This is a genomic window from Billgrantia gudaonensis, assembly GCF_900100195.1.
In the GTDB taxonomy this organism is placed as follows: domain Bacteria; phylum Pseudomonadota; class Gammaproteobacteria; order Pseudomonadales; family Halomonadaceae; genus Halomonas; species Halomonas gudaonensis.
Genome location: NZ_FNES01000017.1, coordinates 40,305 through 63,044 on the forward strand (window position 1 = coordinate 40,305; position 22,740 = coordinate 63,044).

At 63.3% G+C, this 22,740-nt stretch carries 35 protein-coding genes; 3 read left to right on the plus strand and 32 right to left on the minus strand.

The features are described 5' to 3' along the window. The first annotated feature begins 110 nt into the window (after positions 1-110). Together fabA and fabB are read left to right on the plus strand one after the other, a co-directional pair. Positions 111-626: a 3-hydroxyacyl-[acyl-carrier-protein] dehydratase FabA gene (gene fabA, locus BLP96_RS16805; RefSeq protein ID WP_089688491.1), complete on the plus strand. Its 516-nt coding sequence runs from the start codon at positions 111-113 to the stop codon at positions 624-626. A gap of 13 nt (positions 627-639) precedes the next feature. Beyond that, the gene (gene fabB, locus BLP96_RS16810) at positions 640-1,857 is read left to right on the plus strand and encodes a beta-ketoacyl-ACP synthase I (protein ID WP_089688493.1); all 1,218 of its coding nucleotides are present in this window, start codon (positions 640-642) and stop codon (positions 1,855-1,857) included. A gap of 83 nt (positions 1,858-1,940) precedes the next feature. Here the strand turns inward: fabB and BLP96_RS16815 are convergent, their stop codons facing one another. From BLP96_RS16815 to BLP96_RS16830, 4 genes are read right to left on the minus strand one after another with little or no spacing between them, the layout of a single operon-like run. Continuing rightward, a complete protein-coding gene (locus tag BLP96_RS16815) occupies positions 1,941-2,702 on the minus strand; it encodes a lysophospholipid acyltransferase family protein (protein ID WP_089688495.1) in 762 nt (253 codons plus the stop codon). Continuing rightward, positions 2,699-3,586, minus strand: a complete 888-nt coding sequence (locus BLP96_RS16820) for a sugar nucleotide-binding protein (protein WP_089688497.1) — start codon at positions 3,584-3,586, stop codon at positions 2,699-2,701. The genes BLP96_RS16815 and BLP96_RS16820 overlap by 4 nt, the downstream gene beginning before the upstream one ends. A 24-nt stretch (positions 3,587-3,610) precedes the next feature. Next, positions 3,611-4,156: a single-stranded DNA-binding protein gene (gene ssb / locus BLP96_RS16825; RefSeq protein ID WP_089688580.1), complete on the minus strand. Its 546-nt coding sequence runs from the start codon at positions 4,154-4,156 to the stop codon at positions 3,611-3,613. A 55-nt stretch (positions 4,157-4,211) separates the two neighbouring features. Then, a complete protein-coding gene (locus BLP96_RS16830; RefSeq protein WP_089688499.1) occupies positions 4,212-5,636 on the minus strand; it encodes an MFS transporter in 1,425 nt (474 codons plus the stop codon). A gap of 162 nt (positions 5,637-5,798) precedes the next feature. Here BLP96_RS16830 and uvrA point away from each other — a divergent pair, with 162 nt between their 5' ends. Further along, positions 5,799-8,669 carry an excinuclease ABC subunit UvrA gene (uvrA, locus tag BLP96_RS16835; protein ID WP_089688500.1) on the plus strand — a complete coding sequence of 957 codons (2,871 nt, stop codon included), beginning with the start codon at positions 5,799-5,801 and terminating at the stop codon, positions 8,667-8,669. 243 nt (positions 8,670-8,912) lie between these two features. Here the strand turns inward: uvrA and rplQ are convergent, their stop codons facing one another. The 28 genes from rplQ to rpsJ form a co-directional block, all read right to left on the minus strand. After that, complete coding sequence (gene rplQ / locus BLP96_RS16840) at positions 8,913-9,305, minus strand: 50S ribosomal protein L17 (RefSeq protein ID WP_089688503.1); 393 nt, start codon at positions 9,303-9,305, stop codon at positions 8,913-8,915. Between the two features lie 39 nt (positions 9,306-9,344). Beyond that, entirely contained in the window at positions 9,345-10,343 is a 999-nt protein-coding gene (locus tag BLP96_RS16845) for a DNA-directed RNA polymerase subunit alpha (RefSeq protein ID WP_089688505.1), read from the minus strand. 84 nt (positions 10,344-10,427) lie between these two features. Beyond that, a complete protein-coding gene (gene rpsD / locus BLP96_RS16850; protein ID WP_089688507.1) occupies positions 10,428-11,048 on the minus strand; it encodes a 30S ribosomal protein S4 in 621 nt (206 codons plus the stop codon). A gap of 12 nt (positions 11,049-11,060) precedes the next feature. Further along, positions 11,061-11,447 carry a 30S ribosomal protein S11 gene (rpsK, locus tag BLP96_RS16855; RefSeq protein ID WP_010626488.1) on the minus strand — a complete coding sequence of 129 codons (387 nt, stop codon included), beginning with the start codon at positions 11,445-11,447 and terminating at the stop codon, positions 11,061-11,063. 39 nt (positions 11,448-11,486) lie between these two features. Continuing rightward, complete coding sequence (gene rpsM / locus BLP96_RS16860) at positions 11,487-11,843, minus strand: 30S ribosomal protein S13 (protein ID WP_089688508.1); 357 nt, start codon at positions 11,841-11,843, stop codon at positions 11,487-11,489. 122 nt (positions 11,844-11,965) lie between these two features. Beyond that, on the minus strand, positions 11,966-12,079 hold the full coding sequence (rpmJ, locus tag BLP96_RS16865) for a 50S ribosomal protein L36 (RefSeq protein WP_031384759.1): 114 nt from the start codon (positions 12,077-12,079) through the stop codon (positions 11,966-11,968). A 29-nt stretch (positions 12,080-12,108) separates the two neighbouring features. After that, positions 12,109-13,440 (minus strand): preprotein translocase subunit SecY, encoded by a 1,332-nt coding sequence (secY, locus tag BLP96_RS16870; protein WP_089688511.1) that lies wholly within the window; start codon positions 13,438-13,440, stop codon positions 12,109-12,111. Beyond that, the gene (rplO, locus tag BLP96_RS16875) at positions 13,441-13,875 is read right to left on the minus strand and encodes a 50S ribosomal protein L15 (RefSeq protein ID WP_089688513.1); all 435 of its coding nucleotides are present in this window, start codon (positions 13,873-13,875) and stop codon (positions 13,441-13,443) included. A 3-nt stretch (positions 13,876-13,878) separates the two neighbouring features. Next, positions 13,879-14,061: a 50S ribosomal protein L30 gene (gene rpmD / locus BLP96_RS16880; protein ID WP_089688582.1), complete on the minus strand. Its 183-nt coding sequence runs from the start codon at positions 14,059-14,061 to the stop codon at positions 13,879-13,881. Between the two features lie 5 nt (positions 14,062-14,066). Next, complete coding sequence (gene rpsE, locus BLP96_RS16885) at positions 14,067-14,567, minus strand: 30S ribosomal protein S5 (RefSeq protein ID WP_089688515.1); 501 nt, start codon at positions 14,565-14,567, stop codon at positions 14,067-14,069. 11 nt (positions 14,568-14,578) lie between these two features. After that, positions 14,579-14,929, minus strand: coding sequence for a 50S ribosomal protein L18 (gene rplR / locus BLP96_RS16890; RefSeq protein ID WP_089688518.1), 351 nt, complete (start codon positions 14,927-14,929; stop codon positions 14,579-14,581). Positions 14,930-14,938: 9 nt separating this feature from the next. Then, entirely contained in the window at positions 14,939-15,469 is a 531-nt protein-coding gene (rplF, locus tag BLP96_RS16895) for a 50S ribosomal protein L6 (RefSeq protein WP_089688520.1), read from the minus strand. A 9-nt stretch (positions 15,470-15,478) separates the two neighbouring features. Beyond that, positions 15,479-15,871: a 30S ribosomal protein S8 gene (gene rpsH, locus BLP96_RS16900; RefSeq protein WP_089688522.1), complete on the minus strand. Its 393-nt coding sequence runs from the start codon at positions 15,869-15,871 to the stop codon at positions 15,479-15,481. A 35-nt stretch (positions 15,872-15,906) separates the two neighbouring features. After that, a complete protein-coding gene (gene rpsN, locus BLP96_RS16905) occupies positions 15,907-16,212 on the minus strand; it encodes a 30S ribosomal protein S14 (protein WP_089688524.1) in 306 nt (101 codons plus the stop codon). A 10-nt stretch (positions 16,213-16,222) separates the two neighbouring features. Then, on the minus strand, positions 16,223-16,762 hold the full coding sequence (rplE, locus tag BLP96_RS16910; RefSeq protein ID WP_089688526.1) for a 50S ribosomal protein L5: 540 nt from the start codon (positions 16,760-16,762) through the stop codon (positions 16,223-16,225). An 18-nt stretch (positions 16,763-16,780) separates the two neighbouring features. Continuing rightward, positions 16,781-17,098 carry a 50S ribosomal protein L24 gene (gene rplX / locus BLP96_RS16915; protein WP_089688528.1) on the minus strand — a complete coding sequence of 106 codons (318 nt, stop codon included), beginning with the start codon at positions 17,096-17,098 and terminating at the stop codon, positions 16,781-16,783. Positions 17,099-17,112: 14 nt separating this feature from the next. Beyond that, on the minus strand, positions 17,113-17,484 hold the full coding sequence (rplN, locus tag BLP96_RS16920; protein WP_089688530.1) for a 50S ribosomal protein L14: 372 nt from the start codon (positions 17,482-17,484) through the stop codon (positions 17,113-17,115). A 39-nt stretch (positions 17,485-17,523) separates the two neighbouring features. Then, positions 17,524-17,784, minus strand: coding sequence for a 30S ribosomal protein S17 (rpsQ, locus tag BLP96_RS16925; RefSeq protein WP_089688532.1), 261 nt, complete (start codon positions 17,782-17,784; stop codon positions 17,524-17,526). A gap of 1 nt (position 17,785) precedes the next feature. Next, positions 17,786-17,977, minus strand: coding sequence for a 50S ribosomal protein L29 (rpmC, locus tag BLP96_RS16930; RefSeq protein ID WP_089688534.1), 192 nt, complete (start codon positions 17,975-17,977; stop codon positions 17,786-17,788). Further along, positions 17,977-18,390, minus strand: a complete 414-nt coding sequence (gene rplP / locus BLP96_RS16935) for a 50S ribosomal protein L16 (RefSeq protein ID WP_071943806.1) — start codon at positions 18,388-18,390, stop codon at positions 17,977-17,979. The genes rpmC and rplP overlap by 1 nt, the downstream gene beginning before the upstream one ends. A 15-nt stretch (positions 18,391-18,405) precedes the next feature. After that, complete coding sequence (gene rpsC, locus BLP96_RS16940) at positions 18,406-19,104, minus strand: 30S ribosomal protein S3 (protein ID WP_089688536.1); 699 nt, start codon at positions 19,102-19,104, stop codon at positions 18,406-18,408. Between the two features lie 11 nt (positions 19,105-19,115). Next, positions 19,116-19,448: a 50S ribosomal protein L22 gene (gene rplV, locus BLP96_RS16945; RefSeq protein WP_089688539.1), complete on the minus strand. Its 333-nt coding sequence runs from the start codon at positions 19,446-19,448 to the stop codon at positions 19,116-19,118. Positions 19,449-19,466: 18 nt separating this feature from the next. Continuing rightward, positions 19,467-19,742 carry a 30S ribosomal protein S19 gene (gene rpsS, locus BLP96_RS16950; RefSeq protein ID WP_009098993.1) on the minus strand — a complete coding sequence of 92 codons (276 nt, stop codon included), beginning with the start codon at positions 19,740-19,742 and terminating at the stop codon, positions 19,467-19,469. A gap of 22 nt (positions 19,743-19,764) precedes the next feature. Continuing rightward, positions 19,765-20,592 carry a 50S ribosomal protein L2 gene (gene rplB / locus BLP96_RS16955; protein ID WP_089688541.1) on the minus strand — a complete coding sequence of 276 codons (828 nt, stop codon included), beginning with the start codon at positions 20,590-20,592 and terminating at the stop codon, positions 19,765-19,767. A 17-nt stretch (positions 20,593-20,609) separates the two neighbouring features. Beyond that, the gene (gene rplW / locus BLP96_RS16960; RefSeq protein ID WP_089688543.1) at positions 20,610-20,906 is read right to left on the minus strand and encodes a 50S ribosomal protein L23; all 297 of its coding nucleotides are present in this window, start codon (positions 20,904-20,906) and stop codon (positions 20,610-20,612) included. After that, entirely contained in the window at positions 20,903-21,508 is a 606-nt protein-coding gene (gene rplD / locus BLP96_RS16965) for a 50S ribosomal protein L4 (RefSeq protein WP_089688546.1), read from the minus strand. Before rplD ends, rplW begins: the two co-directional genes overlap by 4 nt. Before the next feature lie 14 nt (positions 21,509-21,522). Then, positions 21,523-22,161: a 50S ribosomal protein L3 gene (gene rplC / locus BLP96_RS16970; protein WP_089688547.1), complete on the minus strand. Its 639-nt coding sequence runs from the start codon at positions 22,159-22,161 to the stop codon at positions 21,523-21,525. A 153-nt stretch (positions 22,162-22,314) separates the two neighbouring features. Further along, the gene (gene rpsJ / locus BLP96_RS16975) at positions 22,315-22,626 is read right to left on the minus strand and encodes a 30S ribosomal protein S10 (protein WP_089688549.1); all 312 of its coding nucleotides are present in this window, start codon (positions 22,624-22,626) and stop codon (positions 22,315-22,317) included. Positions 22,627-22,740: the final 114 nt, after the last annotated feature.

Here is a 22,740-nt window from a genome sequence, read left to right on the forward strand (position 1 = left end):
CGTCACCGCCAGTAGACTAGGCGGGGCTGTCCGGGCGGGGCAGCCGCCTGCGCCATGCCGCACCCGATGCCCGCGGCAGGCCCACGACAACTGCGACTCGGAACGACTCAGTGACCAAGCAACACTCTTTCGAACGCGAAGAACTGCTGGCATGCTCGCGCGGCGAGCTGTTCGGTCCCGGCAATGCCCAGCTGCCGGCCCCCAACATGCTGATGCTCGATCGCATCACGCACATCCATGAGCAGGGCGGCCAGTTCGACAAGGGCGAGTTGATCGCCGAACTGGATATCCATCCCGATCTGTGGTTCTTCGCGTGCCACTTTCCCGGCGACCCGGTGATGCCCGGCTGCCTGGGGCTGGATGCCATGTGGCAGCTGGTCGGTTTCTATCTCGGCTGGCTCGGCCACCCCGGGCGCGGTCGCGCTCTGGGCTGTGGCGAGGTCAAGTTCACCGGCCAGATCCTCCCCGAGGCCGACAAGGTCAAATATCATATCCATATCAAGCGCATCATCACGCGGCGCCTGATCCTCGGCATTGCCGACGGCATGGTGTCGGTGGATGGCCGCGAGATCTACCAGGCCCAGGACCTGCGTGTCGGCCTGTTCACCTCCACTGCGAATTTCTGATCAGGAGGCTTCCATGAGACGAGTGGTAGTCACTGGCCTGGGCATCGTATCCTGCCTGGGCAACGACCGGGAAACCGTCGTCGAAGCGCTCAGGAACGGGCGCTCCGGCATTCGCTTCAAGGAGGAGTACGCCGAACGAGGCTTCCGCAGCCAGGTCGCCGGTGTCGTCGACATCGACCTCGACGCCCTGATCGACCGCAAGTTGCGCCGCTTCATGGGCGATGCTGCGGCTTACGCCTATGTTTCCATGGCCCAGGCCATCGAGGATTCGGGCCTCACGCCCGAGCAGGTGTCCAGCGAGCGCACCGGACTGATCGCCGGCTCTGGCGGCGCCTCCAGCGCCAACCAGGTAGAGGCTGCCGACGTGATGCGCGAGAAGGGCCTGCGCCGCGTGGGACCCTACCGGGTCACCCGCACCATGGGCAGCACCGTTTCCGCCTGCCTCGCCACGCCGTTCGCCATCAAGGGCGTCAACTACTCGATCTCCTCGGCCTGCGCCACCTCGGCACACTGCATCGGCAACGCCATGGAGCAGATCCAGATGGGCAAGCAGGATGTGGTCTTCGCTGGCGGCGGCGAGGAAGAACACTGGACGCTCTCCTGCCTGTTCGATGCCATGGGAGCGCTGTCGACCCACTACAACGATGCGCCCGACAAGGCCTCACGCCCTTACGACCAGGCCCGAGACGGTTTCGTCATCGCCGGCGGCGGCGGCATGCTGGTCCTCGAGGAACTGGAGCACGCCAAGGCGCGCGGGGCGACGATCTACGCCGAGCTGGTCGGCTATGGCGCCACCTCCGACGGCCACGACATGGTCGCTCCCTCCGGCGAGGGAGCAGTGCGCTGCATGCGTCAGGCGCTGGCCACCGTGGACGGCGAAATCGACTACATCAACACCCACGGAACCTCGACCCCGGTGGGCGACGTCGCCGAGCTCAAGGCGATCCGCGAGGTGTTCGGCGACTCCACACCGGCGATGAGCTCCACCAAATCGCTGACCGGCCACTCCCTGGGTGCCACCGGCGTGCAGGAGACGATCTACTCCCTGCTGATGATGGAGCAGGGTTTCCTGGCCGCCTCGGCCAACATCGAGAACCTCGATGAACAGGCCGAGGGCTTCGACATCGTCGATCGCTGCCGCGACGGCGTGGCCGTGGAGCGCATTCTCTCCAACAGCTTCGGTTTCGGCGGCACCAACGCCTGCCTGGTGCTGCAGAAGTACCGCGACTGAGCCGCCGGCTGATCGCGGATGACGGAAAAGGCGCCCCGCGGGGCGCCTTTTCCATGTTCGACCGGGCCGCCGGATCCGCGGACTCAGACCACGGGCTTCTCACTGGCGGCGATATCGGCCCTGACCGGCCGCGGCACCTCGGAGATATCGCCAAGCTGAGCCTCGATCCAGGCCTCCACGTCCTCGAGTACCGACTCGGGCGTCCGAGAGTCGGTGGAAATCGGTTCGCCCACGACCAGGCGCAGCGTGCCGGGATTCTTCACCCAGTGCCGTCCCGGCCAGCGCTCGCCGGCATTGTGGGCCACCGGCACCACCGGCACCCCGGCACGGCAGGCGATCACCGCACCGCTCTTGTTGTAGCGCTTGCGGCTGCCCGGCGCGACCCGCGTTCCCTCCGGAAAGATCAGCACCGACAACCCCTCTTCCAGCCGCTGTTTGCCCTGGATCAGTACCTGCTTCATGGCCCGCGACGGCCGGGAGCGGTCCAGCGCGATGGGGTGCAGCAGGCGCAGTCCCCAGCCGAAGATCGGGATGTTGAGCAGTTCCTTCTTGAGCACCGTGCACACCGGCGGCTTGAGAAGCTGCAGATAGACGGTTTCCCACTCGCACTGGTGGTTGGCGAGTATCACGCAGGGACCGTCCGGCAGCCGCTCGCGGCCGTGGAACTCGTAGCGTACGCCGCACACCAGGCGAAACCAGGCGATGATGAAGTGGTTGTATAGGTTGAGCAGACGGTAGCGCGACTTGAGCGGCAAGAACGGGGAGGGCGGCAGGAACAACAGGCCGCAGACCAGCATGGCGACGAAATAGCCAATGTAGAAGACCACGCTGCGGATGACGTTCATGACTGGGCATTACCTTCGTCTGGCACCGGTCCACGTGCCTGCACCCACTCGTCCAGCATGCGCCCCACTTCCAGCCGCCAGGGGCGCTGGTGCACGCCGAACGCTTCGAGCACGCGACGACAGTTGAGCACGCGGCGCAACGGCTGGTCATGATGGTGTTTGAGGGGTTTGACCTCTCCCAGAGAGGGCCTCTCACCGAGCCCTTCCAGGCGAGTCGCCAGTTGGGTACGCACCATGGACGCGAAAGTGTAAGCGCTCACTGGCTCGGTACCCGCCAGGTGGTAAGCTCCCCAGGCCTGGGAGCCACAAGCCAGCTGATGGAGCATGCCGACCAGCGCCATGGCCACGGCGTCCGCCGAGGTGGGGCAGAAGATCACGTCCTGGGCAGCGCGCACGGGATCGCCGGCCATCAGGCTGTCGATGAGTCCACCCAGCCAGGCATGACTGCCCTCCAGGGCAAACAGCGGACCGAGGCGCACGATCAGATGATGCGGATGGCCGCTGCGAATGCGATCGCCGATAGCGATCAGCCGCCGCAAGCTCTCGTCGCGCGGTGCCGGGATGACGTGTTCGTCGATGGGGGCATCGAAGCCATCCTGATAGAGCTGATCGGAAACGCACCACACCAGGGGCGTCGCAGTTTCCTGGCAGGCAGCCAGGCAATCGTCCACTCCTTCGCCATGGGCGATCACCGCGGCCGGCTCGATATCCATGGGGCCGGAGAGAGGCGGTATGATCACTGCATCCGGTGCCAGCTCACGCAGCTTCTCCGCCGACACCGACAGCCCCGGCTCGATGATCAGCTCGGTATCGCTGCGCTGATGAGCGACTCGCGCCAACGCCAGGTTCAGGCAATGACCGGCATCCAGTATCAGCAGCTTCACGCTTCCCCCTCGACGTCCCGACGATCAGAACGGGATTTCGTCATCGAAGTCGTCGAAGCTGCCTGGATCGGGGGCACCATAGTTGCCTTGCTGCTGGGGCGGATTGTTGGCCGGCTGCCGATTGGGCTGGGCCGCCGGACGCGGCTGCGCTTGGCCGCCCTGCTGCTGGGGCGCATTGCCATAGCCACCCTGAGGCTGCTGCCCCGGACCGCTACCCTGGAAGTCGCCTCCGCTGCGCGAGTCGAGCATCTGCATGTCGTTGACGACGATCTCGGTGGTAAAGCGATCCTGGCCGTCCTGGCCCTGCCACTTGCGGGTCTGCAGGCGCCCTTCGACATAGATGCGCGAGCCCTTTTTGAGGTATTGCTGGGCGATCTCCGCCAGCTTGTTGAACATCACCACGTTGTGCCACTCGGTACGTTCCTGGCGCTGGCCGCTCTGGCGGTCCATCCAGGTATCGGTGGTGGCCAGACGCAGGTTGGCGACGGGATTGCCGGAAGGCATGAAGCGGACTTCCGGATCCTGCCCCAGGTTACCGATGAGAATGACTTTGTTGACGCCGCGGGCCATGCTGAACTCCCTGTTGTCGGTCATGAAGCGCGCAGTGCGCGCAGTCGGCTCGTCATCACGAGCGCGGTTGCTGTCTCAGCGTACCTGACTCTTCGTCGGCATGCTGGGGGCTGCAGGTCAGGCGCGCCAGCGCCTGCTCGTCGAGACGCTGGCGATCCACCTTGAGATAAGCCAGCCGTTCTTCGGGGACGACCAGAACGTCCTCGACGCCGGCCACCTCGGCAAAGCGGGTCATCAGCGTCTCCAGGGCATCTTCGGGTTGATCGGCGTCCAGCGCCACCACTTCGCTGGCAAGGTGGGGCGGTGTCGGCATGCCGAGCATCAACGCCCCCCAGACCAGGGTCAGCGCTCCAGCCCCAAGGAACACGGCGGCCAGACCCCATTGCTGGGCCAGAAACCCACCCATCACGCCGCCCAGGAAGGCCCCCAGAAACTGGCTGGTGGAGTAGATGCCCATGGCCGTGCCCTTGGCACCCGCCGGCGCCAGCTTGCTGATCATCGACGGAAGGGTCGCCTCGAGCAGGTTGAAGCCGATGAAGAACACCAGCAACCAGGCGAACAGCGCCATGCCGCTACCGGCCAGGCCAGCCAGGCCGAACAAGCTGACGGCGATCGCTGCGATGGCAAGCAAGCACATGCCCTTCATGCGCTGGCGCTTCTCGGCAACGATCACCAACGGCACCATGCCGATGAAGGCCAGGGCCATGACCCCGAGATAGGTCAGCCCATGCCGGTCGGCAGGGATGCCCGCTTCCACCAGCCGAAACGGCACCGCGACGAAGATCGCCATCAACACCAGATGCAGCGCGAAGATCGACATGTCTAGCCGCCACAGGTCGGCACGCGTGACGATATCGGCCAGTTGCCTGCGATCCATGCCCACGTCGCGGTGGCGCAGCCGACGTGGCGCAGGAGGTACCAGCTTCCACAGCACTGCCAGGCCCAGGACGGCCAGGCCGGCGGTGAACCAGAACACCGTCGCCAGGCCGAAGCTCGCCGCCAGCCAGGGCCCGAGCACCATGGCCACGGCGAAGGCGACACCGATGGAGAGGCCGATGGTGGCCATGGCGGCGGTGCGCACCTGCTCGCGGGTCTGGTCGGCGAGCAGCGCCATGATCGCCGCTGCCACGGCGCCGCTGCCCTGCAGACAGCGTCCGACGATCACCGCGGCGATGGTTTCGGCATTCGCCGCTACCACGCTACCCAGCAGGAAGAGCAACAGCCCGACGGCGATCACCGGCTTGCGCCCGAGGCGATCGGAGAGCACGCCGAAGGGAATCTGCAGGATCGCCTGGGTCAGGCCATAGATACCCAGAGCCAGGCCCACCAGCAGCGGCGTGGCACCAGCCAGGTCGTCGGCATGCAGCGCCAGCACCGGCAGCACCATGAACAGCCCCAGCATGCGCGTGGCGTAGAGCCCGGCCAGGCCGGTGATGGCGCGCCGTTCGGCGGCGAGCAGCAGTCCTGAGACCTTGCGCATAGGCAGTCGCGCGTCCTCTCGATGGGAGGGCCGCAGCCCCATGGTCGAAACGACTATTCTAGCGTCTCTGGACGGTGCGGGAAACGCCACTCGACAGGCGCTTTGCCGCTTACCGCCGAGCGCCCGTATAATGGACGTTTTGCCGTGCGACACGAGGTGGGAATGGACAGGATTCTGGTCAGGGGTGCCCGCACTCACAATCTCAAGCAGATCGACGTCGACCTGCCCCGCGACAAGCTGATCGTAGTCACCGGGCTATCCGGCTCCGGCAAGTCATCGCTGGCCTTCGACACCCTGTATGCCGAGGGGCAACGTCGCTACGTCGAGTCGCTTTCCACCTATGCGCGCCAGTTCCTGTCGATGATGGAAAAACCCGACATCGACCATATCGAAGGGCTGTCTCCGGCCATCTCGATCGAGCAGAAATCCACCTCCCACAACCCCCGCTCCACCGTGGGTACCATCACCGAGATCTACGACTACCTGCGTCTGCTGTTCGCCCGCGCCGGCACGCCACGCTGCCCCGAGCACGGTGAGGACCTGGAGGCGAGCACGGTCTCGCAGATGGTCGATCAGGTCTTGGCACTGCCCGAGGGCAGCAAGCTGATGCTGCTGGCTCCCGTCGTGTCGGGCCGCAAGGGCGAACACCTGCAGCTGCTCGCCGAGCTGCGCGCCCAGGGCTTCGTGCGGGCGATGATCGACGGCCAAGTGCTCGAACTCGACGACATCGCCCCGCTGGACAAGAACAAGAAGCACGACATCAGCGTGGTGGTGGACCGCATCAAGGTGCGCGACGGCCTGCACCAGCGCCTGGCGGAGTCTTTCGAGACCGCCCTGAACCTGGCGGATGGCACGGCCGTGATCCACTTCATGGACGGCGAAGCAGAGGACATGCCCTTCTCGTCGCGCTTCGCCTGTCCGGTGTGCGGCTACGCCATCGCCGAACTCGAACCGCGCATGTTCTCGTTCAACAACCCGGCCGGCGCCTGCCCCTCCTGCGATGGCCTCGGCGTACAACAGATATTCGACCCCGACAAGCTGATCAGCCATCCCGAGCTATCGCTCGCCGAAGGGGTGATCAAGGGCTGGGACCGACGCAGCGTCTATTATTTCAGCCAGCTGCAGGCCGTCGCCGAGCATTATCGTTTCACGCTGGAGACGCCTTGGCAGGAGCTGGCTCGCCATGAGCGCGACGTCATCCTCCACGGCAGCGGCCATGACGACATCGCCTTTCACTACGTCAACGACCGCGGCCGCAAGGTAACCCGCGAGCACCCCTTCGAAGGGGTGCTCCCCAACATGCAGCGCCGCTATCGCGAAACCGAATCGAGCATGGTGCGCGAGGAGCTGGCACGCTACATCGCCGAGCGCCCCTGTCCTACCTGCTCGGGGTCGCGGCTGCGCAAGGAGGCCCGCCACGTCTTCGTCGACGGTCACAGTCTCCCCGATCTCGTTGCCCTGCCCATCGGCGAGGCCTGGGAATACTTCAGCCGTCTCACCCTGCCCGGGCGCAAGGGAGAGATCGCCGTCAAGATCGTCAACGAGATCCAGGCGCGCCTGGAGTTTCTGGTCAACGTCGGCCTGGACTACCTGAACCTGGAGCGCAGTGCCGACACGCTGTCGGGCGGCGAGGCGCAACGCATTCGCCTGGCCAGCCAGATCGGCGCCGGCCTGGTGGGCGTGATGTACATCCTCGACGAACCTTCCATCGGGTTGCACCAGCGCGACAACGATCGCCTGTTGCGCACCCTGACCCATCTTCGCGACCTCGGTAACACCGTCATCGTGGTGGAACACGACGAGGAAGCCATTCGCGCCGCCGACCACGTCCTCGACATCGGTCCCGGCGCCGGCGTGCATGGCGGTCGCATCGTGGCCCAGGGTACGCCCCAGGCGATCATGGCCAGCCACGACTCCCTGACCGGCCAGTACCTCGCCGGCAAGCGCCGGATCGAGGTGCCGCCGTGGCGCATTCCCGGCAACCCGCAAAAGATGCTGCGCCTCACCGGCGCCAGCGGCAACAATCTCCATGACGTCACCCTCGAACTGCCGCTCGGCCTGTTCGTCTGCGTGACCGGCGTTTCCGGCTCGGGCAAGTCGACGCTGATCAACTCGACGCTGATGCCCATCGCTGCCCGCGAGCTCAACCGTGCAACCACGCTCAGCCCGGCCCCGTACGAGCGCATCGAGGGCCTCGAGCAGCTCGACAAGGTCATCGACATCGATCAGAGCCCCATCGGTCGCACGCCACGCTCCAACCCGGCCACCTACACCGGTATCTTCACCCCCATCCGCGAGCTGTTCGCCGGCACTCAGGAGGCGCGTTCACGCGGCTACAAGCCCGGGCGCTTCTCGTTCAACGTCAAGGGCGGGCGCTGCGAGGCGTGCCAGGGCGAAGGAATGATCAAAGTGGAGATGCACTTCCTTCCCGACATCTACGTTCCCTGCGACGTGTGCAAGGGCAAGCGCTACAACCGCGAGACGCTCGAAGTGCAATACAAGGGCAAGAGCATTCACGAAGTGCTGGAAATGACCGTGGAGGAGGCCCTGGCCTTCTTCAGTCCCGTGCCGGCCATTGCCCGGCGTCTGCAGACCCTGATGGACGTGGGCCTCTCCTACATCCGCCTGGGCCAGAGCGCGACCACGCTCTCCGGTGGCGAGGCCCAGCGCATCAAGCTGGCCAGGGAGCTGGCCAAGCGCGATACCGGCCAGACGCTGTACATTCTCGACGAACCCACCACCGGACTGCATTTCGAGGACATCCGCCAGCTGCTCACCGTGCTGCACCGCCTGCGCGACCATGGCAACACCATCGTGGTGATCGAGCACAACCTCGATGTCATCAAGACCGCCGACTGGCTCATCGACCTGGGCCCCGAGGGCGGCGCCGGCGGTGGACGGATCATCGCCGAGGGCACGCCCGAACAGGTCGCCGCCATGGACGTCTCGCACACCGGACGCTTTCTCAAGCCGCTGCTGGCGAAGCGGGCAACGAGCCACGAGCCGCGAGCCGCGAGCCGCGCAGAGAGCTGATCAAGCTCGAAGCTCGAAGCTCGAAGCTCGAAGCTCGAAGCTCGAAGCTCGAAGCTCGAAGCTCGAAGCTCGAAGGCAGCATGAGCCCGTTCACTCGGGGCTCAAGATTTTTCTTCCAGCTTCAAGCTCAAGCCTACGGAGCAGGCGTTCTTACAGCTCCCGGTGGAGCCGGGCACAAAAAAACCGGCTCCCTGAGGGAGCCGGTTTTTGTCAGCGCTTGCCGAAGCCGGAGACCGGCGAGGATCACTCCTCGACGGCTTCCTCGGCCTCCTCGACGACCGGACGGTCGACGAGTTCGACATAGGCCATGGGCGCATTGTCGCCGGTGCGGTAGCCGCACTTGAGGATGCGCACATAGCCGCCGGGCCGCTCGACGTAACGCGGGCCGAGCTCATTGAAGAGCTTGCCCACCGCTTCCTTGGAGCGGGTGCGGCTGAAGGCCAGGCGTCGGTTGGCGACGCTGTCCTGCTTGGCCAGGGTGATCAGCGGCTCGATGACGCGACGCAGCTCCTTGGCCTTGGGCAGGGTTGTCTTGATCACTTCGTGCTCGATCAGCGACACGCTCATGTTCTTGAACATGGCCTGGCGATGCGAGCTGGTACGATTCAGGTGACGACCACTCTTACGATGACGCATGGTTGTGATTCCTTACCAAACTGGGACTCGAGTCGACGCTCAGGCAGAGGTCTTGTCGTCCTTCAGGCTTGCCGGGGGCCAGTTTTCCAGCCGCATGCCCAGGGACAGACCGCGGGCCGCCAATACGTCCTTGATCTCGTTCAGGGACTTCTTGCCGAGATTGGGCGTCTTGAGCAACTCCACCTCGGTGCGCTGGATGAGATCGCCGATGTAGTAGATGTTCTCGGCCTTCAGGCAGTTGGCACTGCGTACGGTCAACTCGAGATCGTCGACGGGGCGCAGCAGGATGGGATCGATGTGATCCTCTTCCTCTTCGATCTCCTGTTCCTTGTCGGCTTCCAGATCGACGAACGCCGCCAACTGTTCCTGAAGGATGGTGGCACTGCGACGGATGGCCTCTTCGGGATCCAGGGTACCGTCGGTCTCCAGGTCGATGATCAGCTTGTCGAGATCGGTACGCTGCTCCACGCGTGCCGCATCCACGGCATAGGAGACGCGGCGCACCGGACTGAAGGTGGCATCCAACTGCAGGCGACCGATGGCGCGGGACTCGTCGTCGGCGTCCACGCGAACATCGGCCGGCTCATAGCCGCGACCCCGCGCGACCTTGAGCTGCATCTTGAGCTCGGCACCTTCATTGACGTGGGCGATGATGTGGTCAGGATTGACGATTTCGACGTCGTGGTCGAGCACGATATCACCCGCGGTCACCACGGCCGGGCCCTGCTTGTTCAGCGAGAGCATCGCCTCGTCGCGACTGTGCATGCGGATGGCCACGTCTTTGAGATTCAGCAGAATCTCGATGACGTCTTCCTGAACCCCTTCGATGGCGCTGTACTCATGCTCGACACCGGCGATCTCGGCCTCCACCACGGCACAGCCGGGCATGGACGAGAGCAGGATACGACGCAGCGCATTCCCCAGGGTGTGGCCGAAACCGCGCTCGAACGGCTCGAGCACGATCTTCGCGTGGTGAGCGCTGATCTCTTCGACCTTGATATCGCGCGGACGGAGAAACTCTGTCACTGAACGCTGCATAACTACACCTATAAGGCTGCCAAACGGTTACTCGGTACTCGGCACCGGCCCCGCCAGGGGCCGGCACGACGCGAACAGCGACGTTTACTTCGAGTACAGCTCGACGATCAGGTTTTCGTTGATGTCGGCAGACAGGTCGCCGCGTTCCGGGATAGCCTTGAAGGTGCCTTCCATCTTCTTCGCGTCCACCTCGATCCAGGCCACATCACCGCGGTTCGCAGCGATGCCGAGCGCATTCTGGATGCGCGCCTGATTCTTCGCTTTCTCGCGAATGGACACCACGTCACCGGGCTTGACCTGGTAGGAGGCCACGTTGACGGCCCGGCCATTGACGGCGATCGCCTTGTGGCTCACCAGCTGACGTGCTTCGGCGCGCGTGGCACCGAAACCCATGCGGTAGACGACGTTGTCCAGTCGGGTTTCGAGCAGTTGCAGCAGAACTTCGCCAGTGGCGCCGGAGCGGCGTGCCGCTTCCTTGTAGTAGCTGCGGAACTGCTTTTCGAGTACGCCGTACATGCGGCGCACCTTCTGCTTCTCGCGAAGCTGCAAGCCGTAGTCGGAAAGACGCTGACGGCGCTGGCCGTGCACACCCGGGATCTGCTCGGATTTGCACTTCTTCTCGAAGGGAGTGACACCGCTCTTGAGAAAGAGGTCGGTGCCTTCACGACGAGACAGTTTGCACTTCGGTCCAATATAACGAGCCATGAATCTGTCTCCTTAAACGCGGCGTTTCTTCGGCGGACGGCAGCCATTGTGGGGAATGGGCGTCGCGTCGGTGATGCTCTGCACGCGGAAGCCGGCGGCGCTCAGCGCGCGCACGGCGGATTCACGACCCGGACCGGGGCCTTTGACCAGCACGTCGACGTTTTTCACACCATACTCGGCTGCAGCGGTCGCTGCACGTTCGCTTGCCACTTGAGCAGCGAACGGGGTGCTCTTGCGAGAACCACGAAAACCCGAACCACCGGCAGTCGCCCAGGAGAGCGCGTTGCCCTGGCGGTCTGTGATCGTCACGATCGTGTTGTTAAAAGAGGCGTGGATATGCGCGACGGCATCCACTACCTGCTTTTTAACCTTCTTGCGGTTGCTACGCGGGTTAGCCATGTTGATGTCGTTTCCTGTCGTTACGCCAGAACGTGCGTGTTACTTGCGAATCGGCTTACGCGGGCCCTTGCGGGTACGCGCATTGGTCTTGGTACGCTGACCACGCAGCGGAAGACCGCGACGATGACGCAGACCACGATAGCAACCCAGGTCCATGAGACGCTTGATGTTGAGCGTCACATCACGACGAAGGTCACCTTCCACGGTGTACTTGCCGACTTCACTACGCAGGGTATCCACTTCCTCAGAGGACAGCTCCTGAATCTTGGTGGTCGGCGCGATGCCGGCGGCGGCACAAATGTCACGTGCGCGCGTACGGCCAATCCCGAAGATATAGGTCAGCGAGATCGCCGCATGCTTGTTGTCCGGGATATTGACGCCTGCTATACGGGCCATCAGCTTACTCCGAAATTTGAGCGGCTTGCTCGTTGGGTCACTACAAAAGGCGCAACAGCATACCCCTTTATCCGGACAGGGACAAGGGGCATGCCGGCACCGCTTTCAATGAACGCCAGAAATCAACCCTGGCGCTGCTTGTGCCGCGGCTCCGTACAGATGACGCGCACGGCGCCATTGCGACGGATGATCTTGCAGTTACGGCACATCTTCTTGACGGAAGCTCGAACTTTCATCGTTCTCTCCAAATCGCGTGCGGCACGCCTCAGCGCATGATGCCGCCGCTACCGTAGCCTTTCAGGTTGGACTTCTTCATCACCGAGTCGTACTGATGCGACATGAGATGCGACTGTACCTGGGCCATGAAATCCATGATCACCACCACCACGATCAGCAGCGACGTACCGCCAAAGAAGAACGGCACGTTCCAGGCCACGATCAGGAACTGCGGCATCAAGGAAACGCCAGTGATGTACAGGGCACCGAACAAGGTGAGACGCGTCATGACCTTGTCGACGTAGCGAGCGGTCTGCTCGCCGGGGCGAATTCCCGGCAGGAAGGCCCCCGACTTCTTGAGGTTGTCGGCGACGTCCTTGGGATTGAAGACCAGCGCTGTGTAAAAGAAGCAGAAGAATACCACCGCCACCGCGAAAAGCAAGATGTACAACGGCTGACCCGGCCCAAGGGCCTGGGACGCACGCTGCAGCCACTCGAGCCCATCACCGGCGCCAACCCACTGCCCCAGCGAAGCGGGAAACAGCAGGATGCTGGAGGCGAAGATCGCCGGAATGACACCCGCCATGTTCACCTTGAGCGGCAGATAGCTGCTCTGCCCGGCATACATCTTGTTGCCCACCTGGCGCCGCGGATAGTTGACCGTGATCCGACGCTGTCCACGCTCGATGAACACCACCAGAGCGACGGTGGCGATACCCAGTGCAGACAGCGCCAACAGCGGCAGCACGTTCCACGCACCCTCGTTGCGCGCCAGCTCGAAGGCCTGACCCACGGCACCCGGCAGACCGGCAACGATCCCCGCGAAGATCAGCAGCGAAATGCCGTTGCCGATGCCCTTCTCGGTGATCTGCTCACCCAGCCACATCAGGAACACCGCACCCGTGACGAAGCTCACGATGGCAGTGAAATAGAAACTGAAGTCGGCCGTGTAGGCGATGCCCTGACTGGCCAGTCCCACCGACATGCCCGTGGCCTGGATCAGCGCCAGTAACACGGTCCCGTAGCGGGTGTACTGGCTGATCTTGCGGCGGCCGGCCTCGCCTTCCTTCTTGAGCTGCTCGAGCTGCGGCGAGACGGCGGTCAGCAGCTGCATGATGATCGACGCCGAGATGTAGGGCATGATGCCCAGCGCCATGATGCTCATGCGCTCCAGGGCGCCACCCGAGAACATGTTGAACATGCCCAGGATGGTGCCCTGCTGCTCCCTGAACAAGGCAGCAAGCTGGTCAGGATTGATACCGGGCACGGGAATGTGGGCACCGATGCGGTACACCACGATGGCGAGGAGCACGAAGCGCAGGCGCGCCCATAGTTCACTCAAACCGCTGCCCATCGCCGGCATGTTTCCTGACTTGGCCATTTAGTCCTCTACCTTGCCGCCGGCGGCTTCGATCGCGGCACGGGCACCCTTGGTGACCTTGAGACCGCGCACGTTGACCGCCTTGTTCAGTTCGCCGGAAAGAATGACCTTCGCATGCTGCGTGGCGTCCTTCAGCACGTTGGCCTGCTTCAGCGTCTCCAGGGTGACCTCGTCACCCGCCACCTTGGCCAGCTCGGCCAGGCGCACTTCCTCGGAAACCAGCGATTTCGCGGAAGTGAAGCCGAACTTGGGCAGGCGACGCTGCAGCGGCATCTGGCCGCCCTCGAAACCGGGCTTCACCGTACCGCCACTGCGCGACTTGAGACCCTTGTGGCCGCGGCCACCGGTCTTGCCGAGACCGGAACCGATACCGCGTCCGACGCGCTTCTCGGCGTGCTTGGAGCCCGGTGCCGGGCTCAGCGTGTTGAGTTTCATGGATTACTCTCCCTCTACCCGCACAAGGTAGTTGACCTTGTGGATCATGCCGCGCACGGCAGGGGTGTCTTCCAGTTCGACCGTGTGACCGATACGGCGCAGCCCAAGGCCCTTCATGGTGGCCTTATGCTTGGGCAGCGTACCGATGGTGCTGCGGGTCTGGGTAACCTTGATCGTTGCTGCCATGGTATTCACCCCGTGATCGCTTCGACGCTCAGGCCGCGCTTGGCGGCGATGTCGTCCGGCGATTGCATGGAGGCGAGACCGTTGACGGTCGCCCGCACCACGTTCACCGGATTGGTGGATCCGTAGCACTTGGCCAGGACGTCGTGGACGCCGGCCAGCTCGAGCACGGAGCGCATGGCGCCGCCAGCGATGATCCCGGTACCCTCGGAGGCCGGCTGCATGTACACCTTGGAGGCACCGTGACGCGCCTTGACCGGGTACTGCAGGGTATGGCCCTTGAGGCTCACCTTGACCATGTTGCGACGCGCCTGATCCATGGCCTTCTGGATCGCGACCGGCACTTCACGCGCCTTGCCGCGACCGAAGCCCACACGACCGTTCCCGTCGCCGACGACGGTCAGGGCGGTGAAACCGAAGATTCGGCCACCCTTGACCACCTTGGCGACGCGATTGACCTGCACGAGCTTCTCTTGCAGATCGCCGGTGTTCTGTTCGTTCTTCGCCATCGTAAAACCCTTTAGAATTCCAGGCCGCCTTCACGTGCGGCGTCGGCCAGGGCCTTGACACGGCCGTGGTACTTGAACCCGGCACGGTCGAAAGCCACCTGGGAGATGCCAGCCTGCTTGGCGCGTTCGGCAATCAATGCGCCCACCTTGGCAGCGGCATCGGCGTTGCCGGTCGCACCTTCGCGCAGTGCCTTGTCCAGCGTGGAAGCGCTGGCCAGGACCTTGGCTCCATCCGGCGAGATGATCTGCGCGTAGATGTGACGCGGGGTACGGTTGACGCACAGGCGATGCACGCCCAGCTCGCGGATCTTGGCGCGAGCGCGGCGGGCACGACGGAGACGAGATTCTTTCTTCGCGTTCATAACCCTGCCTTACTTCTTCTTGGCTTCTTTGCGACGCACCTGCTCGTCGGCGTAACGAACACCCTTGCCCTTGTAGGGCTCGGGCGGCCGGAAGGCGCGAATTTCCGCAGCGACCTGGCCGAGCTTCTGCTTGTCCGCGCTCTTCAGCACGATGACGGTGTTCTTGGGCGTTTCCGCCGTGACACCCTCGGGCAGCGTGTAGTCGACCGGGTGCGAGAAGCCCAGTGTCAGATTGAGCGTCTGGCCCTTGGCCTGGGCACGATAGCCGACGCCGTTGATCTCGAGGGTCTTGGTGAAACCCTCGGAGGTGCCGGTGACCAGGTTCTGGACCAGAGCGCGCGTGGTGCCGGCCATCGCCCAGGACTTGGCCGTCTCGCTGGGAGTGAAGGTCAGTTGACCCTCCTCCTGGCCGATGACCACGTCGGGGTGGACGGACATGGAAAGCGTGCCCTGGCTGCCCTTGACGGTCAGCTGATCGCCGTCGAGCTTGACGTCGACGCCGGCAGGCACTTTAACCGGATATTTGGCTACGCGTGACATTCCAAACTCCTAGAATACGGTGCAGATGACTTCGCCACCGACGCCGGCCTGACGGGCGGCACGGTCGGTCATCACGCCCTGCGAGGTCGTGACGATCGCCACGCCCAGGCCGTCTGCCACCTTGGGCAGGGAGTCCTTGCCGCGGTACTGGCGCAGGGACGGCTTGGAAGCCCGCTGCAGGTGCTCGATGACCGGCTTGCCCTCGAAATACTTGAGGGTCACGCTCAGCTCGGGCTTGGCGCCCTCGGCCACCGCGAAGTCGGCGATGTAGCCCTCTTCCTTCAGCACGCGGGCCACCTCGACCTTGAGCTTCGAGGACGGCATGGTGACCGTCTCCTTGGTGGCCTGCTGCGCATTGCGGATACGGGTGAACATATCCGCCAGAGTGTCTTGCATGCTCATGTACGTTGCGCTCCTGATGTTTCCACGTGGCGGTCTTACCAGCTGGACTTCTTGAGTCCCGGGACCTCGCCACGCATGGCGGCTTCACGCAGCTTGTTGCGGCCAAGGCCGAACTTGTTGTAGTAGCCGTGCGGACGACCGGTGACGCGGCAGCGATTGCGCTGGCGCACCGGGCTGGAATCGCGCGGCAACTGCTGCAGTTTCAGCGTTGCGTCGAAGCGCTCTTCGTCGGAAGCGTTCACGTCCTGGATGATCGCCTTGAGCTGGGCGCGCTTGGCCGCGTACTTCTCGACCAGCTTGGCGCGCTTGAGCTCACGCTCTACCATGCTTTTCTTTGCCATGATCCCACCCTTATCTCTTGAACGGGAAGTTCAGCGCGCTGAGCAGAGCACGCCCTTCCTCATCGGTGTTGGCGGTGGTGGTGATGGTGACATCCAGACCACGAATCCGGTCGATCTTATCATATTCGATCTCCGGGAAGATGATCTGCTCACGCACCCCCATGGAGTAGTTGCCACGACCGTCGAAGGACTTCGGGTTGAGACCACGGAAGTCACGTACGCGGGGGATCGCGATGTTGACCAGACGATCGAGGAATTCCCACATGCGCTCGCGGCGCAGGGTCACCTTGATGCCGATCGGCCAACCTTCGCGCACCTTGAAGCCCGCGATGGACTTGCGCGCCTTGGTCACCACCGGCTTCTGACCGGAGAGTTTCTCCAGGTCGGCGATGGCATTCTCGATCAGCTTCTTGTCACTGGTCGCGTCGCCGATGCCCATGTTCAAGGTCACCTTGGAGACCCGCGGCACCTGCATCACGTTGGCGTAGCTGAACTGCTCTTTGAGCTGAGCCACCACCTCGTTCTGATAACGTTCTTTCAAGTTCGCCATTTTGCTACCCGACTCGCGTTAGGCGTCGATCTGCGTCTGCGTCGACTTGTAAATGCGTACCTTGGTACCGTCTTCCTTGATCTGGAAGCCGACGCGATCCGCCTTACCGGTCTCCTGATTGAAGATCGCCACGTTGGACGCGTGAATCGGAGCCTCGCGCTCGACGATACCGCCCTGCTTGCCCGCCATGGGGTTGGGCTTGGTGTGACGCTTGATCATGTTCACACCGGACACGACGAAGCGTTCGTCCTTGAGGACGCGCTTGACGGTGCCGCGCTTGCCCTTGTCCTTGCCGGCGATGACGATCACTTCATCGTCACGTTTGATCTTTTGCATATCCGCCTCGCTCCTTACAGCACTTCGGGCGCCAGGGAAATGATCTTCATGAACTTCTCGGTGCGAAGTTCACGGGTCACCGGCCCGAAGATACGGGTACCGATCGGCTGCTCGTTGGTGTTGTTCAACAGAACCGCCGCATTTCCGTCGAAGCGGATCAGCGAACCGTCGTTACGACGAACGCCGCTCCGGGTGCGAACCACCACCGCCTTGAGTACCTGGCCCTTCTTGACCTTGCCACGCGGGATGGCTTCCTTCACCGTTACCTTGATGATGTCGCCCACGCGAGCGTAGCGGCGGTGCGAACCGCCCAGCACCTTGATGCACTGCACCCGGCGCGCTCCGCTGTTGTCGGCGACATCCAGCATTGTCTGAGTCTGAATCATCGGTTTTCTCCAAACCTAACCTGACTGCACTCGCCGAGCTCAGCCCTTGGCCTGCTCGATCACCTCGACCAGGGTCCAGGCCTTCTTGCGCGACAGCGGACGACACTCCTGGATGGAGACCGTGTCACCGGTCTTCGCCTGGTTGGCCTCGTCATGGGCATGCAGCTTGGTGGAGCGCTTCATGTACTTGCCATAGATCGGGTGGCGCTCGCGGCGCTCGATCATCACGACGATGGACTTCTCCATCTTGTCGCTCACCACCTTGCCGGTGAGCGTACGGGCTTTCTTCTCTTCGGCCATCTCAGTCACCTGCCTTCTCGTTGAGCACAGTCTTAACGCGGGCGATATCCCGACGGACCTGCTTGAGCAGATGCGTCTGGCTCAGCTGGCCGGTGGCCTTCTGCATGCGCAGGTTGAACTGCTCCTTGAGCAACTCGAGGAGCTGCTCACGGAGTTCCTCGACTGACTTTTCACGAATTTCCTGGGCTTTCATCACATCACCGTCCGTTTCACAAAGGTGGTGGAGACCGGGAATTTCTGAGCGGCTAGGGCGAATGCCTCGCGGGCCAGCTCTTCGGAAACCCCTTCGATCTCGTACAGCACGCGACCGGGCTGAATCTGCGCCACCCAGTACTCCACGGAACCCTTGCCCTTACCCATACGGACTTCGAGCGGCTTCTTGGAGATCGGCTTGTCCGGGAACACGCGGATCCAGATCTTGCCACCACGCTTCACGTGACGGGTGATCGCACGACGGCCGGCCTCGATCTGACGGGCGGTGACACGGCCCCGGCCAGTGGCCTTGAGGCCATACTCGCCGAAACTCACCTTGCTGCCGCGATGCGCCAGGCCGCGATTGCGACCTTTCTGCACCTTGCGGAACTTCATGCGCTTGGGTTGTAACATCGACTCGCTCTCCCCTTATCTGGAACCTTTCTTCTTGGAGGGCGCGGCCTGAGGCTGCTTGGCCTTGGCGCGGACCTCCTCGATGCCCCCGAGGATTTCACCCTTGAAGACCCAAACCTTGACACCGATGATGCCGTAGGTGGTCTTGGCCTCGTAGGTGGCGTAGTCGATGTCCGCACGCAGGGTATGCAGCGGAACGCGACCTTCACGGTACCACTCGGTGCGCGCGATCTCGGCACCACCGAGGCGGCCGGAGAGCTGCACCTTGATGCCGCCGGCGCCCAGACGCATGGCGTTCTGCACGGCACGCTTCATGGCGCGACGGAACATCACGCGACGTTCGAGCTGGCCGGCGATGTTCTGCGCGACGAGCTTGGCGTCGAGTTCCGGCTTGCGGACTTCCTCGATGTTGACGTGCACCGGCACGCCCATCATCGCAGTGACATCGCGGCGCAGACGGTCGACGTCTTCGCCCTTCTTACCGATCACGATGCCCGGACGGGCGGTGTGAATGGTGATGCGGGCGTTGTTGGCCGGACGCTCGATAGTGATGCGGCTAACGGACGCATTCTTCAGGCGCTCCTCGAGGAAGCGACGCACTTCGAGGTCGTTGTTCAGCTTGTCGGCGTAGGCGTCGCTCTCGGCGTACCACACGGAGGTGTGGTCCTTGACGATGCCCAGCCGAATGCCTGTTGGATTGACTTTCTGACCCATCTGGTCGACTCCTACTTCTCGGCTACCTTGACGGTGATGTGGCAGGTGCGCTTCAGAATGCGATCCGCACGGCCCTTGGCGCGCGGACGGATGCGCTTGAGCGTCATGCCCTCATCGACGCAGATGGTCGAGACACGCAGCTCGTCGATATCCATGCCGTTGTTTTCTTCCGCGTTCGCGATGGCGGACTGCAGCACCTTCTTGACCAGCTTGGCAGCCTTCTTCGGTGAGAAGGCCAGCAGGTCGAGCGCTTCGGCGACCGGTTTACCGCGCACCTGGTCAGCCACCAAACGGGCCTTCTGGGCGGATAAACGAGCGCCACGCAGCTTAGCTGTGACTTCCATCTCTCAATCCTCTCTGGCTTACCGTTTGGCTTTCTTGTCCGCCGCATGACCGCGATAGGTGCGGGTGGCAGCGAATTCGCCCAGCTTGTGGCCAACCATTTCCTCGGAGACGTGCACCGGGACGTGTTGGCGACCGTTATGGACCGCAATGGTGAGCCCGACCATATTCGGCAGGATCATGGAACGACGCGACCAGGTCTTGATCGGTTTGCGGTCGTTCTTCTCCACTGCAGCCTCAACCTTCTTCAGCAGATGAAGGTCAATGAAGGGACCTTTCTTCAGTGAACGTGGCACAGCCGTTACCCCTTAATGTCTGTTACTTGGCCTTGCGGCGACGAACGATGAGCGCATCGGTGCGCTTGTTCTTGCGGGTCTTGTGGCCTTTGGTGGGAATCCCCCACGGCGACACCGGGTGACGACCACCGCTGGTGCGGCCTTCACCGCCACCGTGCGGGTGATCCACCGGGTTCATGGCCACACCGCGAACGGTCGGACGCACACCCCTCCAGCGCTTCGCACCGGCCTTGCCAAGCTGACTCAGGCTGTGCTCGGAGTTGCTCACTTCCCCCAGGGTCGCACGGCACTCGGCCAGCACTTTGCGCATTTCGCCGGAGCGCAGGCGCAAGGTGGCGTAGTTGCCCTCGCGGGCCACGACCTGGGCGCTGGTACCGGCGCTGCGGGCGAGCTGAGCACCCTTGCCGGGCTTGAGCTCGATGCAGTGCACGGTGGAACCCAGCGGAATGTTACGCAGCGGCAGGGCGTTGCCCTTCTTGATGGCTGCGTTCACGCCGGACTCGAGACGGTCGCCGGCCTTCACGCCCTTGGGCGCGATGATGTAGCGACGCTCACCGTCCAGATACTTGAGCAGTGCGATATGGGCACTGCGGTTGGGATCGTACTCCAGGCGCTCGACGATGGCCGGAACGCCATCCTTGGTGCGCTTGAAGTCGATGATCCGATAGTGCTGACGGTGACCGCCGCCCACGTGACGGGTGGTGATGCGACCGTTGTTGTTGCGGCCACCGCTGCGCGACTGCTTCTCGAGCAGCGGCGCATAGGGCTTGCCCTTGTGCAGCTCGTCGCCGACGATCTTGACGACGTGGCGACGACCGGCAGATGTGGGTTTAGTCTTGACGATTGCCATGATCCGTACTCCTGCCCTTATTCGGCGCCAGTGAAGTCTTCGAGCGTCTCGCCGGCCGCCAGGGTCACGTAGGCCTTGCGATAGCCGTTGCGACGTCCCATGCCCTGCGCACTACGCTTGGTCTTGCCCTTGACGTTCAGGGTCTGGACGCGGTCGACCTTCTTGCCGAACAGCGCCTCGACGGCCTTCTTGATCTCGGGCTTGGTCGCGTCACTGGCCACCTTGAACACGTACTGGTTGCGTTCGGCAGCCATGGCGGCTTTCTCGGTCACGTGAGGACCGAGCAGCACCTTGAATACACGCTCCTGGTTCATGCCAGCTTCTCCTCGAATTTACGCAGGGCGGAGACGGTGACGAGCACCTTGTCGAAGGCGACCAGACTCACCGGGTCGGCGGCAGCCACGTCCACCACATCCACGTTGGGGATGTTGCGGGCAGCCAGGTAGAGGTTCTCGTCGAGCTCTTCGGTGACGATCAGCGCCTTCTCCAGACCCAGCTCGCCCAGCTTGGCCACCAGCTGCTTGGTCTTGGGGGCTTCCACGCCGAAACTGTCAACGGCGACGAGACGATCCTGACGAACCAGCTCGGAGAGGATGGCGCGCATCGCCGCGCGGTACATCTTGCGGTTGACCTTCTGGGTGTAGTCCTGCGGACGTGCCGCAAAGGTCACCCCGCCGCTGCGCCACAGGGGCGAGCGAATGGTGCCGGCACGCGCGCGGCCGGTGCCCTTCTGGCGCCATGGCTTCTTGCCACCGCCGCGCACATCGGAGCGGTTCTTCTGAGCGCGAGTGCCTTGACGGCCCGCCGCCAGATAGGCGGTGACGACCTGGTGAACCAGCGCCTCGTTGAATGCGTTGCCAAAGGTGGCATCGGACACTTCGACGGTACCCGCGCCTGCAGCAAGATTCAGATTCATCGGTAAACTCCCCTTCAGCCAGCTTTGACGGCGCTGCGTACGATGACGTCGCTGCCGGTGGCACCGGGCACGGCGCCCTTGATCAACAGCAGGTTGCGATCGACATCGACCCGCACGACTTCGAGGCTCTGAACGGTACAGCGGGCATTGCCCATCTGACCGGCCATCTTCTTGCCCTTGAAGACGCGACCCGGGGTCTGACACATGCCGATGGAGCCCGGCGCACGATGCGACAGGGAGTTGCCGTGGCTATTGTCCTGGGTGCGGAAATTCCAGCGCTTGACGGCGCCCTGGAAGCCCTTGCCCTTGGAGGTGCCGGTCACGTCGACGAACTGACCAGCTTCGAAGAGGGATACGGTGATTTCGCCGCCCACTTCCGGAGCCTCGCTGCCTTCGGGAAGGCGGAACTCCATCAGCGAACGACCGGCCTCGACACCTGCCTTGGCGAACTGCCCGGCCTGGGCTTTGGTCAGGTGCTTGGCCTTGCGGGAACCGGTTGTGACCTGGACCGCTGCGTAACCGTCGGACTCGACGGACTTGACGCGTGTGATGCGGTTCGGCTCAACCTCGATCACGGTTACGGGCACGGATGCGCCATCTTCGGTGAAGACACGGGTCATCCCGGCCTTCTTTCCGACTAAACCGATAGTCATTCTCAGTCTCCTTTAGTGTACGGGGCTATCACCCGCTATGGCTGCCCTTTCCAGAGCATTCCACTAGCACGTTGTGTGGCGCCTCACGGCGCGGCGGCTGCTGCTCGAACGAAACGCATGTCGAGCGCTGGGCCGCAGGTGTCTAGTGTGGTGTCAATCGAGCTTGATCTGCACGTCCACGCCGGCGGCGAGGTCGAGCTTCATCAGGGCGTCGACGGTCTTCTCGGTCGGCTCGACGATGTCGAGCACGCGCTTGTGCGTGCGAATCTCGTACTGGTCGCGCGCGTCCTTGTTGACGTGCGGCGAGATCAGCACGGTATAGCGCTCGCGGTTGGTCGGCAGCGGAATCGGACCGTGGACCTGCGCACCGGTCCGCTTGGCGGTTTCGACGATCTCCGCGGCGGACTGGTCGATCAGGCGATGGTCGAACGCCTTCAACCGAATGCGAATCTTCTGGTTCTGCATTTGCCCTAAACTCCAATGGAAGTCGACGGCCGAAGCCGCCTACCCACGCATTCAAAGGATGCGCATTATAGGCACGCCGCACACGAGAGTCAAACCCTTCGTGGCGGTGCGCAG